Origin of the sequence: Sphingobium sp. B8D3B, assembly GCF_025961875.1 — a bacterium.
Taxonomy (GTDB): Bacteria; Pseudomonadota; Alphaproteobacteria; order Sphingomonadales; family Sphingomonadaceae; genus Sphingobium.
Genome location: NZ_JAOQON010000001.1, coordinates 3,145,001 through 3,161,218, shown reverse-complemented (window position 1 = coordinate 3,161,218; position 16,218 = coordinate 3,145,001). Strand labels below are relative to the sequence as shown.

The following is a 16,218-nucleotide window of genomic DNA, read 5'->3' as shown; positions in this document are numbered from 1 at the left end:
CGGCTGTGCTGACTATGCGTTCCGTCACTTCGATGATCCGCAGCCTGCGCCGCGCGAATCAGTATGGCCGATGCGTGCGCGGAATGCATAACTTCCGGTCCCGCTCCCTCTCTCCCCTCCCCTCCTGATCAAGCAGCTTCATGTCCGACACTGACACCATCTTGCCACCCCGCCACACCGGCCTGCTGAGCGAGGCCCGCCGCATCGCGTGGCTAGCCTGGCCGATCGTCCTCACCAATCTCAACTGGACGATCATGCACCTCGTCGATGTGACGGTGGTTGGCTATGCGGGCACGAGCGAACTCGGGGCATTGGCGGCCGGCCGGGTGGTGATGTTCGTCATCCTGATGCTGCTGCTGGCCGGCATGTCCGGCGTAATCGTCTTCACCAGCCGCGCGGATGGCGGCGGAGACCTGCACCGCACCGGGGCGCTATGGCGGGAAGCGGTGCTGACCGGCCTGCTGCTCGGCGTGCCCAGCGCCGTCGTCATCGCGCTGTTCGCCCGCCCCCTGCTGGCGCTGACCGGCGTCGCCGATGCACTGGTCGATCCCGGCGCCTATGTGCTGGCCGCAATGATGCTGGGGCTGCCCGGCCAAATGCTCTCCATCGGCTGCGCCTATTTTCTGGAAGGCGTGAGCGCGCCGCGCCGGGTGCTGATCGTCAACCTCGCCACCCTGCCGGTCAATGCCGTGCTGACCTGGGCCATGGCGCTGGGGCATCTGGGTTTCCCGGCAATGGGCGCGTTCGGCGCCGCGCTGGCGACATCGCTGACCTCGCTGGGCGGCGGCCTTGCCATGGCCTATATGGCATGGACGCTGCCGAGCGCGCGCGAGCGCGGATTGCGCCGGCTCGACCTGGCCGCCTGGCGCAGCGCGCTGAGCGGCATTGGCGCGATCGTCCGCTTCGGCGCGATGCCTGGCATTGGCGCCGCGATGGAAGTGCTCGGCTTCTCCTACCTCATGATCCTCTCCACGCAGATGGGCGAGATTGTGGCCGGCGGCTTTCAGGTGATGCTCTCGCTGCATAATCTGGGCTTTGCGCTGGCGCTGGGGCTCGGTTCTGCCGCGGGCGTGCGGGTCGGCAATGCCGTGGGCGCGGGCGAGCCATGGGAGGCGCGCAGCCGCACCATGATCGCATGCGGCCTCTCCATCCTGTTCATGGGCGCGGTGGTGCTTGCCTATCTGCTCTTCGGCCGGCCGATCGTGGCGGGGCTGACCGCACAACCCGCCGTGGCGCGGGAAGCGCTCATCATGCTGCTCATTCTGGCCCCCTTCATCCTGTGCGATGGCATCCAGGCGATCTTCGTCGCCGCGCTGCGCTCACTGGGGGATCAGGTGGTCGCCAGCGTCAATGGCATCATCGCCTTCTTCGGCGTGATGGGCGTCATGGGCTGGTACGGCCATGCGCAGGGCTGGGGATCGGCGGGGCTGGCGTTCGCCGCGGCGCTCGGCATGGCGGCGGCGATGGTGCTGCAGGCAGCGCGCTTCTGGCAGGTCAGCCTGCGTTATCGGCGAACCTGAGCTCAAGGTTGCGCGCGTTCTTGGGGATGTCCAGCCGGCTCTCGGACACGCGCGCTTCCTCATTGGGCTTGAGCGTGGACTTGTCCGCCTTGGTCATCCAGCTGAACACCAGCCGGCCCTGATCGTCCCGCAGTTCGACCACCACCGGCGGAACGGTCTGTTCCTGGTCGCTATCGTTGAGGATGCGGGCGCTGAACGCGAAATATTCCTCGCCGGTCGGCAGGTTGCGGCGCTCGGGCGGCTTGGGCAGGTAGAAGTTGAGGCCGGAGGTCGCCGGCGCTCCGCCAAAACCGAGCGCGACGGCCCAATTGGGCGGGCCGAAATAAGCGAGTGCGCCACCGGCAAGGCTCACCGCGACGAAGAAGGCGAGCGCCGCAGCCGTCCAGAGCCTGGCGGGATTGCGACGCGGACGGGTGGGCGCCTCGGCTGGCTCGTCGGGATAGTGGACGAACTCCTGCGCCGGCGCGGCAGCAGGCGGCGGATCGATCGGGTCGTGACGCGGTTCAGCCGGGGGCGCTGCGGCGGCGGTTTCCTCAGTGCCGACCGCGACCGGCGCCACAGGAGCCTGCGCTTCTGCACTCTCGACGGGTGCGGATGCAGGGGCCTCATTCGGCGCAATGCCGGCGTCCGCCGCAGCATCGGCCATCGCCGGCTCGGGGCGCTCCACCGGCGCGCCCTCCTGAAACCAGCTGTGACGGCAAGACGCGCACCGGACCTGACGGCCCGCAGCACCAATCGCGCTATCGGGCACAACATAGCGTGTGGCGCATTGAGGGCAGACGAGGATCATCGCGCTCCATAAACACCGGTTTCCCGCAGAGGGCAAGCGGGCGTTTGAACGTGGCCGGGGATATCCCCACAGCGACGGACGACAGGGCCCGCGGGACGCGCGCGAGGCCGGCGCACCATCCGCCACCTTGCCCGCAATGGGGGCCTGTGCCATGCACGGCGCGGCAGATCATCGGCGGGCGTGGCCGCGCGCCATTAATGGGGACATGCAATCGCGGCGATGGCTAGAATAGTCCAGTTCGAGAATGTCGGGCTGCGGTATGGGCCCGGCCCGGAGACGCTGTCCGATCTCAGCTTTTCGCTCGACGAAGGGGCCTTCTATTTCCTCACCGGCGCGTCCGGCGCGGGCAAGACCTCGCTGCTCAAGCTGCTCTATCTTGCCCAGCGCCCCAGCCGTGGCGCGATCCGCCTGTTCGATGCCGACATCGTGACCCTACCCCGCGCCCGGCTGCCGAGTTTCCGCCGTCGCATCGGCGTGGTGTTTCAGGATTTCCGACTGGTCGCGCACCTCTCGGCCTTCGATAATGTCGCGCTGCCGCTGCGCATCGCCGGCGTGAACGAAGATCAGATCCGTCCGCCCGTGGAGGAGATGCTGCACTGGGTCGGCCTGTCCGACCGCGCCCATGCCTTGCCCGCCACCCTCTCGGGCGGGGAGCAGCAGCGCGTCGCCATCGCGCGCGCCGTGATCGGCCGGCCGGAACTGCTAGTGGCCGACGAGCCGACCGGCAATGTGGACCGGGATATGGCGACCCGGCTCATCACCCTGTTTGAGGCGCTCAACAAGCTCGGCACCACCATCGTCGTCGCCACGCACGACACTGCCCTGCTCGGCAAGGTCTCTGGCGCACGGACCATGCGGCTGGAGGGCGGACGCATGGCGCCGATCGAGGGGCAGGATGGCGTCAGCGCGCTCTCCTCACCCTATCGCCCCGCGCCCCACCAGCCGGGACAAGCCTGAGCCATGGCGCGCAATCCGCTCGAAGGCATGAGCCGCCCTTATCGCCCTGGCCCGCTGCTGCCGCAGGGCCGGCTGACCGGTCCGATGCCCTGGGTGATCGCGATCATGATGTTCCTGACCGTGCTGGCAACCGCCGCCGGCCTCGCCCTCAATCAGGGCGCGCGGGCGCTGGTGGATGAGGTCTCCGGCCGCGTGACCGTGCAGGTGGCCGAGGCCGATCCGCAGGCGCGCGGGCAAGCGGTGCGCCGCATCGTCAGCCTGCTCGATCAGGCCGAGGATGTCGGCACGGTGCATGTCGTGCCGGAGAGTGAACTGGCGGCGCAACTCGCGCCCTGGCTCGGCAATGACCTCAAGCTGGCCGATGTGCCGCTGCCGGCGCTGATCGATGCCGAACTGCTGACCCCGGAGAGCGCCCGGACCGAGCGGCTCGCTGTGCTCGACAAGGCAGTGAAAGAGATCAACGCCCATGCCCGCGTCGAGCCGCACGGCGATTATCTCTCGCCGCTGGCGCAGCTTGTATGGTCCATCGGCCTCGTCGCCTTCGCCGTCGTCGCGCTGATGGCCTTTGCGACCGGCGCCGTGGTCGTGCTGGCCGCGCGAGGCGCGCACGCCACCCATCGCGGCACCATCGACATCATGCACATGCTGGGCGCCACCGATGCGCAGGTGGTGCGCCTGTTCCAGCGGCGGATGATGCTCGATGCGCTGTTTGGCGGCGTGGTGGGCTATGCGGCGGCGACGCTCGTCATCATCCTTGTCGGCCGCTCGATGGCGGCAGTGGCGTCCGATCTCATGAGCAGCGCCTCGCTGCCCGGCATCGCGTGGATCATCTTCCCGCTGCTGCCGGTGGCGGGCGTGGGCGTCGCCTCGCTGTCCGCGCGTCTCACCTTGCGGCGGGCGCTGGAACGCTCCTTGTGATCCGGCGGTTTCTCTCGATCATCCTGCTAATCTGGGCGTTCGGCTTTGCCTGGTTCGCCATGCTGCTGCCCCAGCCGCAGGACGATGAAAAGACCGATGCGATCGTCGTGCTCACCGGTTCGGCAGGCCGCATCGAGCGCGGGCTGGCCCTCCTCCGCCGCGACCAGAGCCGTCATCTGCTGGTCTCCGGCGTGGACCGGGACGTGCGGCGCGGCGAATTTGCCGCGCTCTACAGGGTTTCGCCGACACTGATGAGCTGCTGCATCACCTTGGGCCGCGAGGCGATCGACACGCGCTCCAATGCCATCGAGACCGCGCGATGGCTGCGCCGCAACCGTTACACCTCCGTGCGGATCATCACCACCGACTGGCACATGCGTCGCGCGCAGTATGAACTCTCGCGCCAGATCGATCCTTCGGTCCGCATCGTGCCGGACGCGGTGCGGTCTCACCCCAGCCTGACCGTGCTGTTCCGCGAATATCACAAGTTCGCCCTGCGGCGGATTGCCGGTCTGCTCGGCATTTGAGCGGGAACGGAAAGCCCATGCCGCCCCTGTCCCCGCTCGGCACGCTGGTCACGGCGCTGCGCTCGGCACTGTTCTCGGTGCTGTTCTACGGCATGACCGTCTTCCTGCTGCTCGCCTGCCTGAGCGTGATGCCGTTCGGCGCACGCAAGGTCGTGCCGCTCGCGGCGGTGTGGTCGCGCATTCACCGGTTCCTGGCGCGCTGGGTGCTGGGCCAGAAGATCGTCGTGGAGGGCGCGTTCCCTGACGAACCGGTGTTCATTGTCTCCAAGCATGAATCGATGTTCGAGACGCTGGACGCCGTGATCCTCTTCCATCGCCCGGTGATCGCCGCCAAGCGCGAGCTGGGGGACATCCCGGTCTGGGGCGCGGTGGCGCGGGCTTATGGGCTGATGATCGTCGACCGGGCAGGCGGTGCCAGCGCGCTGCGCGGCATCCGTGCCGAAGCGCGCGCCGCGTTCGCAGAAGGGCGCCCCGTGCTGCTCTACCCGGAAGGGACGCGCGTGCCGCATGGCGAGCGTGCCCCGCTCAAGGCTGGCTTTGCCGGACTGTATTCCATGCTCGGCGTGCCCGTGCTGCCGGTGGCGCTGGATACGGGCCGGCTTTCCCCTCGCAACAGTTTCCTGAAGCGCTCCGGCGTCATCACCTATCGACTGGCGCCGCTCATTCCGCCCGGCCTGCCTCGTGCAGAAGCGGAACGCCAAGTGTTCGAGGCGATCAACAGCCTCAATGGACCAGCGGCCGAGCGGGAAATCGATTCGGTTTGACGCGAAATCGATTCGACTCACCGTTCGTTCATTGTCGTTTCATCCGGGCGAACGGATAGCTAAGCTCGAGCGGGGGTCTGATCGTGCCAGCGATATTGCGGCACGACCTCTGGCCGATCTGCGATTGCGGGAGACATTTGAATGAACCGGACGAGAGCACCGATCCAGCCTCTCATCACTTGGGCGATCGGGCTGGTGGCCAGCGCGGCACTGGTGGCGGCGCCTGCCGCGGCCCAGATCAACACGGTCGATCCCAACACGCAGATCGACGCAGATCTCGCGCCGGGCGCACCGGCGAACCAGACGCCGCTGCCATCCGAGCCTGCGCCGTCCTACCCGCCAGCCGATCCGGTCTATAACGATCCGGCCACCAGCCCGCCGCCCGCGCCCCCAGCGAGCACCACGGCCCAGACCGCAACCACACCGACCGAGGCCGCCGGCGTGCCGGAGAACGCCGCCGCGAACACCTACAAGAAGGACGATCTGATCGGCGCGGCCGAGGGCGTTTTCGGCAAGGGCGCCGAAGGGCTCGCCGGCATCATCGAGAACATCCTCAAGGATCAGGGCGAGCCGATCGCCTACATCGCCGGGCGCGAGGCCTCGGGTGCCATTGGCATCGGCCTGCGCTACGGATCGGGTACGCTGTTCCACAAGATCGAGGGCCAGCGCGACGTCTACTGGACTGGCCCCTCCATCGGCTTCGACCTCGGCGGCAATGCCGCGAAGACCTTTGTGCTCGTCTACAATCTCTATGACAGCCAGGAGCTCTATAAGCGCTTCCCGGCTGGCGAGGGCGCCGCTTATCTCGTCGGCGGTTTCAACGCGAGCTACATGCGCTGGGGCGATATCGTGCTCATCCCCATCCGGCTCGGTGTCGGCTATAGGCTCGGGGTCAATGCCGGCTACATGAAGTTCACCGAAAAGCGCAACTGGCTGCCATTCTGAGCCTTCGCGCGAGCGGCGCTCGACCGATCGGGTAAAGCGCCGCTTTGCGCGGGCAGAGACAAACTCATCCCACGCAGCGCTGGTCTGTGCGCGCGCAGGCGCTAGATTGGCGGCATAACACCGCGCACAGGAGACAAGACCATGGCCGACAGCGACCCCGCCAACAATCTGCCCGCCGGATATGTTCCGCCCAAGGTGTGGCGCAACGAGACGGAGAATGGGGGGCAGTTCGCCAGCATCAATGCGCCGACGGCGGGCGCGCGGCAGGACATCACCCTGCCCATCGGCGAACATCCGCTCCAGCTCTATTCGCTGGGCACACCCAATGGCCAGAAGGTCACGGTGATGCTCGAGGAGCTGCTGGCCGCGGGCTATGACGCGGAATATGATGCTTGGCTGATCAAGATCTACACCGGCGAGCAATTCGGCAGCGATTTCGTGAAGATCAACCCAAACAGCAAGATTCCGGCGATGATGGATTACAGCCAGAACCCGCCGCTGCGCCTGTTCGAGAGCGGATCGATGCTGGTCTATCTGGCCGAGAAGTTCGGGGTCTTCCTGCCCACCGACGTGCGCAAGCGCACCGAGACGTTCAACTGGCTGATGTGGCAGATGGGCTCCGCGCCGTTCGTCGGCGGCGGCTTCGGGCACTTCTATGCCTATGCGCCGATCAAGATCGAATATGCCATCGACCGCTACGCCATGGAAACCAAGCGTCAGCTCGACGTGCTCGACAAGCAGCTGGCCGACAAGGAATTCATCATCGGCGACGAGATCACCATCGCCGATTTCGCGATCCTGCCCTGGTATGGATCGATGATGCGCAGTGCCTATGATGCGCAGGAGTTCCTCTCGGTCCATGAGTATCGCAATGTCGACCGCTGGGTGACGCAGCTCCATGCCCGCAAGGGTGTGAGCCGCGGCCTGCTCGTCAATGCTGCAGGACGCCCCGGCGGCGGCATCGCCGAGCGACACAGCGCCAAGGATCTCGACGACGCCATCGCCGCAGCGGGGGAAAACGCGCCCGCGTGACGCGGCTCTAAACGTATAACGCGCATGGCCGGGTCAGCCAGGCCTGGCCATGCACATCATCCTGCCTGTACGGATTCCCCGGTGATCAAGGCGCCGAACAGCCCCGCCGAGAAATTTCTTCACGCCTTTAAACGGTGCGGGAACCAAAATGCCTGATTGGCGTTCCCCTCGGGGGTCTGAGCTATCTGCCCTTTTGGCATCTGAAAGGGCGGGCATTAAGTGCTTCATTATAATCGCGAAGTGTTTCTCTATGCCGCCATCGCCTTCCTTCTGGCGATCCCGTTCGCCGGAGACCTGATCTTTCCGCTCGGCACCGCTGTCTGGGTCATCTACCTCCTCCCTACCGTTCTCGCCTTCCTCGCGTCCGCCCCCCTCGCGCCGCTCGTGACCGCGTCGCTGGCAACGCTGCTGACGATCATGGGCTTCTTCTTCGCGCGCGATGGGGTCGATCCGAACATCGCCATCGTCAACCGCGTCATCGGCGCCTCCGTGAACTGGCTGCTGGCCGCTGTTGGCGTCATGTTCATCCGCAGCAAGCTGGAAATCGCCCGGCAGGATTGGCTGCAGGCCGGGCAGGTCGGGCTTGGAAACGCCGTTGCTGGCGACCTGTCAATTGAAGAGGTGTCACAGCGGGCCTTGCGCTACCTGGCCGAATATCTCGGCGCGCAAGCGGCTGCCCTGTTCGTGCGCGAGCAAGCGAGCTTTCAGCGCCGTGCCGTCTATGGCGTTCCGCAGGACGCCCCCATTCCGCAGGAGATCACGCCCAATGATGGGTTGCTCGGTCAGGCCGTACGCGACAAGCGCAGCTTTCTGCTGACCGAGGTGCCGGAAAATTATCTCTATTACGGCTCGGCCTTCGGCCGGGCGGTCCCGCAGCAGATTCTGGTCGCGCCCGCGCGCGCCGATGGCGAAGTCAACGCCGTGATCGAACTGGGATTGACCGGCAAGGCTGCCCATGATGCCGAAGCCTTCATGACGCGGATCGCCGCGCAGCTTGGCGTCTCGATCCGCTCGGCAGCCTATCGGTCGCAGCTTCAGGCGCTGTTGGAGGAAACCCAGCATCAGGCCGAAGAACTGCAGGCGCAGGGCGAAGAGCTGCAAGCCAATAATGAGGAGCTGGAAGCGCAGAGCCAGCGGCTGCTGGAATCGCAGGCGCGGCTGGAAGCGCAGCAGGCCGAGCTGGAGGAAAGCAACGCCTCGCTGGAAAATCAGGCCCATGAGCTTGAGGCCCAGCGCGACGAGCTGGAACAGGCCCAGGCCTCGCTTGAGGAGCAGACCGCCGAGCTTGAGAAGGCCAGCCGCTACAAATCCGAATTCCTCGCCAACATGTCTCACGAGCTGCGCACGCCGCTCAATTCGCTGCTCATCATGGCGCGGCTGCTCGGGGAGAACCGCGCCGGCAATCTCTCGGCCGATCAGGTCAAGCACGCCCGCACGATCGAATCCTCCGGCAATGATCTGCTGGCGCTGATCAACGACATTCTCGACATCTCGAAGATCGAGGCGGGCAAGGTGGAGCTGGACATCCGCCCGGCGAAACTCTCGACCATGTTCGAGCGCCTGAGCGCGACCTTTTCCGCAGGCGCGACCTCGAAGGGGCTGGCGCTGCGGACGGAAATCGACCCCGGCCTGCCAGCCGACATCCGCACCGACGCGCAACGCGTGGAGCAGGTGCTCAAGAACTTCCTCTCCAACGCGATCAAGTTCACCGCCGCCGGCGAGATCACGCTGCGGGCATCGGCCGCGCCGGGTGGCGGCGTTGCGCTGAGCGTGCGGGATACCGGCATCGGCATCGCGCCCGAAAAGCTCGGCATCATTTTCGATGCCTTCCGGCAGGCGGACGGGACGGTCAGCCGCAAATATGGCGGCACCGGCCTTGGCCTGTCGATTTCCCGCGAACTGGCCGGGCTGCTCGGCGGCTCGGTCGGCGTCGAGAGCGCTGCCGACGAAGGCAGCGTGTTCACGCTGACGCTGCCGCTCGAGCTGGAGCCATCCGCGCTCGATCAGGGCCGCTCGCAATCCCGCCCTGCCCTGCCGGAACCCGCGCGTGGGCCGGCGATGCCAGCCTTGCCGCGCCAGTCGCCGGTGGCGGATGATCGCGAGGTGCTTTCCGGCGATTCCCGCTTGATCCTGGTGGTTGAGGATGATGCGCGTTTTGCGGAAATCCTCGCCGACCTCTCGCACGAACTCGGTTTCCAGTGCCTCGTCGCGGGAACGGCGGACGAAGGCGTCTTGCTGGCGCGGCAATATCTGCCCCACGCCATCATCCTCGACATGAACCTGCCCGACCACACCGGCCTCTCCGTGCTCGATCGGTTGAAGCGCGATGTGCGCACGCGGCACATCCCGGTGCATATCGTTTCGGTCAGCGAGGATGCGCAGGCGGCGCTGGCCAATGGCGCGGTGGGCTATCTGCTCAAGCCCGTGCGGCGCGAGCAGCTTGTCGACATGCTCGAAGCGCTTGAGACGCGCATCTCGCAGCGGGTGCGCCGGGTGCTGGTGGTGGAGGATGATGCCCGTCAGGCCGAGAGCATCGGCCTGCTCTTGGGCTCGCGCGATGTCGAGACGGTGGCGGCGCATAGTGCTGCCGAATGCCTGGACCAACTGGGCACGACCAGCTTCGACTGCATGGTGCTGGACCTCAATCTCCCCGATACGCCGGGCCTCGATCTGCTCGAACGGCTGAGCGAGGATGAGACGATCGGCTTCCCGCCGGTGATCGTCTATACCGGCCGCGACATCTCCCCCGAGGAAGAGCTGCGCCTACGCCGCTACTCCAAGTCGATCATCGTCAAGGGCGCAAAGTCACCCGAGCGGCTGCTCGATGAGGTGACCTTATTCCTGCACCAGGTCGTTTCCGAACTGCCCGAGGCGCAGAAGGAGATGGTCGTCCGCTCGCTCAACCGGGATGTCGCGCTGGATGGCAAAACCATCCTCGTGGTCGAGGACGACATTCGCAATGTCTATGCGCTGACCAGCATTTTCGAGCCGCATGGCACCACCATCCGCATCGCCCGCAACGGCCGGGAAGCGCTCGACGCGCTGGCCCAGTCCGCGAAGGGCGAGGCGCCGAGGGTCGATCTGGTGCTGATGGACGTGATGATGCCGGAGATGGATGGCCTGACCGCTACCCGCCACATCCGCGGGCAGAACCAGTGGCGCAACCTGCCGATCATCGCCCTGACCGCCAAGGCCATGGACCGCGACCAGCAGGAATGTCTGGCAGCCGGCGCCAATGATTATCTCTCCAAGCCGCTCGACGTCGACAAGCTCTTGTCGCTGGTGCGCGTGTGGATGCCGCGATGACCCCCGAAGCCGAGCTAGCCCCGCTGGACGTGCTTGAGGCCGATCTGCTGATCGAGGCGATCTGGCGGCACTATCATTATGACTTCCGCGGCTATTCGCGCAATTCGCTCCACCGCCGCCTGCTGCGTGCCCAGCCGCATCTTGGCTGCGAGAGCTTCTCCCAGATGCAGCATATCGTGCTGCGCAGCCCCGCCGCCTTTGGCGAGCTGATGCGCTACCTGACCATCCAGGTCAGCGAGATGTTCCGCGACCCCGATTATTTTCGGGCGCTGCGCGAGCAGGTGATCCCGCACCTGCGGACCTACCCCTCGATCAAGGTCTGGATCGCCGGCTGCGCCAATGGCGAGGAATTCTATTCCATGGCCATCCTGTTTCGGGAAGAAGGGCTGGAGGAGCGCACGATCTTCTACTGCACGGACATCAGCCCCGGCGCGCTCAACAACGCGCAGAGCGGCGTCTACGAGCAGAGCCGCATCGCGAAGTTCACCGAGAACCACCGGCTGTCCGGCGGACACACATCCCTCTCCGATTATTATACCGCAGCCTATGGCGGCGTGGTGTTCGACAAGTCGCTGCGGTCGCGCGCGGTGTTCGCCGAGCACAGTCTCGCGACGGATCAGGTGTTTGCCGAGGCGCACCTGATTTCCAGCCGCAATGTGCTCATCTATTTCGACCGCGATCTGCAGGACCGCGCCATCGATCTCTTTGCCAATTCGCTGGTGCGCGGCGGCTATCTCGGACTAGGCTCGCGTGAGACGCTGCGCTTCTCGCGGACGTCCGGCTGCTTTGATGACTTCGTGCCCCAGGAAAAAATCTATCGCCGCAACCTCGTCCCGTCACAGGAGCCCGGCCATGTCGCCTGATCCGGTCCGCATCCTCATCGTCGATGACGTGGTGGAAAATCTCGAAGCGCTCGAAGCGCTGCTGGCTCATGACGGCGTGGAGACGGCCCGCGCCGGTTCGGGCGCCGAGGCGCTGGAGCTGTTGCTGGTCAACGAGTTCGCCCTTGCCCTGCTCGATGTGCAGATGCCGGGCATGGATGGCTTCGAACTGGCCGAGCTGATGCGCGGCACCGAGCGGACCCGCCGGATCCCGATCATCTTCCTCACCGCCGTCGCCACCGACGAGACACGGCGCTTCCGCGGCTATGAAGCCGGCGCCGTCGACTATCTGCTCAAGCCGATCGATTCGCTCGTGCTGCGCAGCAAGGTGGAGGTGTTCGTCGAGCTGCACCGGCATCGGCAGGCGCTGGCGCGCCATGGCGATGAATTGAGCCGCGCACTGGGCCGGCTGCAGGCGCACCGCGACAATAGCCCGCTTGCCATCGTGGAGTTCGATGACAGCGAGCGGATCGTCGGCTGGTCGAAGGGCGCCGAGCGCATGTTCGGCTGGAGCGAGCGGGAAATGCTGGGGGGCGACCTCGCCACGACAGCCTGGAGCGATGCCGATGGCACTGCACCGCTGCACAGCCTTTTCGCGGACTTCCGCGCCGGCGTGAAACAGCGCGATATGCTGAGCCTCGTGCTGCACAGCCGCCAAGGGACGGACATCGACACGGAATGCTATTGTTCCGCGGTTCATGGCGCCGGGGGGGGGCTGCTCTCGGTGGAAGTACAGATTCTCGACGTGACCGAGCGCCGGCGGGCCGACAAGACCCAGCGGCTTCTGGTGGGCGAGCTCAACCACCGCGTGAAGAACACCATGGCCTCCGTGCAGGCCATCGCCTCGCAGACATTGCGCCATTCGGCCGATCCCGCCGATTTCGCGCCGACCTTCATCGGCCGCATCCATGCGCTGAGCAAGGCGCATTCGCTGCTGAGCGAAGCGACATGGAAGGCCGCCAGCCTGCGCGAGCTGATCCATGGCCAGTTCGACATGGGCGTGGTCGGTCCCGACCGCCTCTCCGCGACTGGGCCTGACGTGGACCTGGAACCCGAGCCGTCCCTGCATCTCTCCATGGTCCTGCACGAGCTGGTGACCAACGCGCTCAAATATGGCGCGCTATCCACTGCAGAAGGCCACGTCGCGCTGAACTGGACGCTGGAGGATGAGCAACTGCATCTGGAATGGGTGGAGCGTGGCGGGCCGCCCGTCTCGCCCCCATCGCGCACCGGTTTCGGCAGCATGTTGATCGAGCGCAGCCTGCGCAGCGAAGGCGGGGCTTCCACCGCCACGTACGAGCCGGAAGGCCTGCGCTGGACCCTGACCCTGCCCTGCGCCGTGGTGAGAAAATCAGCCCCCGCCGCGATCCCACGGACAGCGCCCCAGCCCGTCCTCCAGGTTACCACGGAAGGCTCGCTGGACGGCAAGTCCGTGCTCGTCGTGGAGGACGAGCCTCTGGTTGCGCTGGATATCCTGACCGTGCTGGGCGAAAGCGGCGCGCAGGTCATCGGGCCAGTCACCACGCATGACCAGGCGCTGGAGCAGGCCCGCACCGGCCAGTTCGACCTTGTGCTGCTGGATGGCAATCTGCAGGGCGAAACGGTCGAGGATATTGCGGCCCTGCTGCAGGCCCGCGGCATCCCGTTCCTGATGGTCAGCGGCTATGGTGCGGCGCAATTGCCGGACCTGCTCGCGCGCCAGCCGATCGTGACCAAACCGTTCAGCGCGGAGGAATTGCTCCGGGCTGCACGATCCCTGCTCGCGCCCAGCCCCGCCATGGATATCGCGGTCTAGCAAAGCAATCGAAGGAATGTCCTCGGGACGTGGGCAAGGTTAGTGAAATCTCCTACACGTTGGGAGAGTTTTCACACCTTTCTGCCATGTCCGTTCCGCTGACGTTCAGCGAAATGGCGTAAAAGCGGCCCCAGCCACAAATTGGCACGACACATGCTTTGGAGAGGACAGCGGGTCGAACGGATCGGCCCGCCTTCAAGGAGCCAACCGATGTCCGCCTCACCCCCCTCGATGCTCGAACGCCCCGATACGCTGCTGGGAATCTGCCAGGCCATTGGCGAGGATCTCGGCATCAACCCGACTTGGGTCCGGGCCGCGCTTGCCTGTGGTGTCTTCTTCAATCTTGCTGCGACGGTGGCCATCTATCTTGGCCTCGGGCTTGTCGTGGCCGTCAGCCGCTGGCTGTTCCCTGCGCCCTCGCGCCCAATCGCGGATGTCGTGGTGGTCGACGCAGAAGCCGCCCACGCCGAGCTGGCTGCAGAGCCCATCGATCAGGGCATCCACGCGCCACACACCCTGCCCCTAGCCGCTTGACCCCATTGGGCTCCCGCGCCTGCCTGACGATCAGTGCAGGCGTTGGCTCCCTTGGCCATCGCCCCGCCGCGCGAATTGCATGAGCTGGATGATCAGTTCGTTGCGGTCGCGCAGCGCATCGGCTTCGAGCAGGGCCTGTTTGGCCGCCGGATCGAAGGGCGCGATCTGCGCGATGGCATTCACCAGCATCTCGTCGTCCAGCGTCTCGACCGCATCCCACTCGACCTCATAGCCAAGCGACGCGGCGAACGCCCGGGCCTCATCCTCCAGCGCGGCGCGCTCGCTGGGCGCCAGCACGCCGGGTTCATCCTCGACGCCTTCGATGATCTCGACTTCCACCTGACGGAAGGCGGTCGGCACATCCAGCTCCCGCTGCACGCGAAAGCGCGCCTCCCCGGCCAGAATGATGTTGAAGCGCCCGTCATCCAGCGCCTCGATCTCGGTAATCCGCCCCATGCAGCCGATGGAGAAGAGCGGCGCCGGCTCGCCCGGTCCGCTCGGCTGGATCATGCCGATGCGCTGGTCCTTGGCCATCGCCTCCGAGACCATCGCCCGATAGCGCGGCTCGAAGATGTGCAGCGGCAGGTGCATGCGCGGGAACAGCAGCGCCCCGCCCAGCGGGAAGATGGCCAGCCTGCGCTGCATCACAGCCTCAGGCGAAGAGAATTTGCGAAAGGCGACGGCGCTGGCCGGCGACCCAGGGATCTTCCAGCCCGACCACCTCGAAGAGCTGGAGCAGCTGCGTCCGCGCCTTGCCATCCTCCCAACTGCGGTCGCGCGCGATGCTGGTCAGCAGCGCCTCGGCGGCGGCATCCCGGTCGCCATTGGCCATATGGGCGGCCGACAGCTCGAACAGCGCGTCATGATCGTCCGGATTGGCCTGGATGCGGGCCTGCAGCGGTGCCACGTCCACGCCCGGCGTGGCGGACCGCGCCAGCGCGATGGCCGAGCGTCCGCGCTCGATGGCCTTGTCGTGCGCCAGTGCCTCGGGCAGGCTGGCCACGAGCCCGTCCGCCTCATCGAGATGACCGGCCGCCACCAGGGCGCGGATCTGCCCGCCCAGGGCCTCGGCATTGTCCGGCGCCATCTCGCTGATCTGGGCGAAGATGGCGATCGCCCGCTCCGCATCGCCGCCCGCAAGCACGTCTTCAGCCATGGCCAGCAATGGCGCAATGTCCTGCGCACGCTGCCCCGCCTCGCTCTCGATGGGCAATTGCGCGAGGATCTGATCGAGCATCTGGCGATACTGGCTCTCGGTGCGCGCTTGGGTCAGGTCCGCCACTGGCTGGCCCTGGAACACCGCGTAGACGGTGGGGATAGACTGGACGCGGAACTGGCTGGCGATGAATCGGTTCTCATCGACATTGATCTTGACGAGCAGCACGCCCCGGTCGGCATATTCGGCCGCGATCTTCTCGATGATGGGCGAGAGCTGCTTGCAGGGCCCGCACCATTCCGCCCAGAAGTCGACCATGACGAGCTTCGTTTGCGAAGGCTCGACAACGTCGCGACGGAACGCCTCGACGGCCTGCTTGTCCTGCTCGCTCAACCCGAGGGTGGCCACGTCATATCTCCTGCTGCCTGTCCGTTCGATCAGACCATATGGGGTGGAACGCCGATGCTCTGCAAGGGTGACAGGGAATCTTTGGAGAAAGCGCAAAAGGGGCTTGCCGCCTTCCAAAGGCGATGCTAGTTGCCCGCCTCACCCGACCGGAAGGCACTGCCCCGGTCCGCCAGAGCGGGCGTAGCTCAGGGGTAGAGCACAACCTTGCCAAGGTTGGGGTCGAGGGTTCGAATCCCTTCGCCCGCTCCAGTTTCTTCAAGAATTGCATGATTGAACGGCCTTCGGGCCGGCTCTTCGTTGCGGCGCGGCGATCTGGTCGCTCAGCGCTCGGGAGCGCTCTGTCTAGGGCGATCGGACATCGAGATTTGAAAAGGCACTCGGTCCATACGGAGAGCGTGGCGACCATGGGAGCCCCCCCTGTGGCAGGGGGCCGCCCCAGGTAAATGACCACGGCCGACCCTGCGCGCGTCCAACTCATTTGAGGTCGTGGCGTAGACCTATGCGGTCCCAGCCATTTTGCGACGCATGGCGCTATAAAGCCCAACAGGGCACCATCGACCGTCCGACATGGTCTTCGGCTATCAGATAGCCTCCTGCCCTCTCACGCCGCGTTTCTGGGTGGAAGTTCGGTCTGGTGACAGTCACGGCCCTCGCACTCGAAAGCGACGCTCTCTGGGTTCATAGG

At 66.0% G+C, this 16,218-nt stretch carries 14 protein-coding genes and 1 tRNA gene; 12 read left to right on the top strand and 3 right to left on the bottom strand.

All coding sequences use genetic code 11. The features are described 5' to 3' along the window. Nucleotides 1–140: 140 nt before the first annotated feature. Nucleotides 141–1,520 (top strand): MATE family efflux transporter, encoded by a 1,380-nt coding sequence (locus tag M2343_RS14900; RefSeq protein ID WP_264577234.1) that lies wholly within the window; start codon nt 141–143, stop codon nt 1,518–1,520. Here the strand turns inward: M2343_RS14900 and M2343_RS14895 are convergent. Then, the gene (locus M2343_RS14895; RefSeq protein ID WP_264573792.1) at nt 1,495–2,310 is read right to left on the bottom strand and encodes a zinc-ribbon domain-containing protein; all 816 of its coding nucleotides are present in this window, start codon (nt 2,308–2,310) and stop codon (nt 1,495–1,497) included. The two genes, M2343_RS14900 and M2343_RS14895, sit on opposite strands and share 26 nt — an antisense overlap. 219 nt (nt 2,311–2,529) lie before the next feature. Here M2343_RS14895 and ftsE point away from each other — a divergent pair, with 219 nt between their 5' ends. The 10 genes from ftsE to M2343_RS14845 all read left to right on the top strand — a co-directional run bounded on the left by ftsE (nt 2,530) and on the right by M2343_RS14845 (nt 13,969). Further along, nucleotides 2,530–3,267: a cell division ATP-binding protein FtsE gene (ftsE, locus tag M2343_RS14890; RefSeq protein WP_264577233.1), complete on the top strand. Its 738-nt coding sequence runs from the start codon at nt 2,530–2,532 to the stop codon at nt 3,265–3,267. Nucleotides 3,268–3,270: 3 nt separating this feature from the next. Continuing rightward, nucleotides 3,271–4,185 (top strand): cell division protein FtsX, encoded by a 915-nt coding sequence (locus M2343_RS14885; RefSeq protein ID WP_264577232.1) that lies wholly within the window; start codon nt 3,271–3,273, stop codon nt 4,183–4,185. Further along, nucleotides 4,182–4,712: a YdcF family protein gene (locus M2343_RS14880; RefSeq protein WP_264577231.1), complete on the top strand. Its 531-nt coding sequence runs from the start codon at nt 4,182–4,184 to the stop codon at nt 4,710–4,712. The genes M2343_RS14885 and M2343_RS14880 overlap by 4 nt, the downstream gene beginning before the upstream one ends. A 17-nt stretch (nt 4,713–4,729) precedes the next feature. After that, nucleotides 4,730–5,476, top strand: a complete 747-nt coding sequence (locus M2343_RS14875; RefSeq protein WP_264571851.1) for a lysophospholipid acyltransferase family protein — start codon at nt 4,730–4,732, stop codon at nt 5,474–5,476. 141 nt (nt 5,477–5,617) lie between these two features. Next, on the top strand, nt 5,618–6,421 hold the full coding sequence (locus M2343_RS14870; protein WP_264577230.1) for a DUF1134 domain-containing protein: 804 nt from the start codon (nt 5,618–5,620) through the stop codon (nt 6,419–6,421). 141 nt (nt 6,422–6,562) lie between these two features. Continuing rightward, complete coding sequence (yghU, locus tag M2343_RS14865; RefSeq protein ID WP_264577229.1) at nt 6,563–7,453, top strand: glutathione-dependent disulfide-bond oxidoreductase; 891 nt, start codon at nt 6,563–6,565, stop codon at nt 7,451–7,453. 219 nt (nt 7,454–7,672) lie between these two features. Further along, on the top strand, nt 7,673–10,759 hold the full coding sequence (locus tag M2343_RS14860) for a response regulator (RefSeq protein ID WP_264577228.1): 3,087 nt from the start codon (nt 7,673–7,675) through the stop codon (nt 10,757–10,759). After that, nucleotides 10,756–11,622, top strand: coding sequence for a CheR family methyltransferase (locus tag M2343_RS14855; RefSeq protein ID WP_264571847.1), 867 nt, complete (start codon nt 10,756–10,758; stop codon nt 11,620–11,622). The genes M2343_RS14860 and M2343_RS14855 overlap by 4 nt, the downstream gene beginning before the upstream one ends. Continuing rightward, the gene (locus M2343_RS14850) at nt 11,612–13,435 is read left to right on the top strand and encodes a response regulator (protein WP_264577227.1); all 1,824 of its coding nucleotides are present in this window, start codon (nt 11,612–11,614) and stop codon (nt 13,433–13,435) included. Before M2343_RS14855 ends, M2343_RS14850 begins: the two co-directional genes overlap by 11 nt. 210 nt (nt 13,436–13,645) lie before the next feature. Then, nucleotides 13,646–13,969, top strand: a complete 324-nt coding sequence (locus M2343_RS14845) for a PspC domain-containing protein (RefSeq protein ID WP_264577226.1) — start codon at nt 13,646–13,648, stop codon at nt 13,967–13,969. 30 nt (nt 13,970–13,999) lie between these two features. Here the strand turns inward: M2343_RS14845 and M2343_RS14840 are convergent, their stop codons facing one another. Both M2343_RS14840 and M2343_RS14835 read right to left on the bottom strand, forming a co-directional pair. Then, nucleotides 14,000–14,614 carry an LON peptidase substrate-binding domain-containing protein gene (locus M2343_RS14840; protein WP_181558440.1) on the bottom strand — a complete coding sequence of 205 codons (615 nt, stop codon included), beginning with the start codon at nt 14,612–14,614 and terminating at the stop codon, nt 14,000–14,002. Nucleotides 14,615–14,621: 7 nt separating this feature from the next. After that, entirely contained in the window at nt 14,622–15,533 is a 912-nt protein-coding gene (locus tag M2343_RS14835; protein ID WP_264577225.1) for a tetratricopeptide repeat protein, read from the bottom strand. Between the two features lie 174 nt (nt 15,534–15,707). On the opposite strand from M2343_RS14835, the gene M2343_RS14830 reads away from it, so the two are divergent. After that, nucleotides 15,708–15,782: transfer RNA gene (locus M2343_RS14830), tRNA-Gly, on the top strand. Nucleotides 15,783–16,218: the final 436 nt, after the last annotated feature.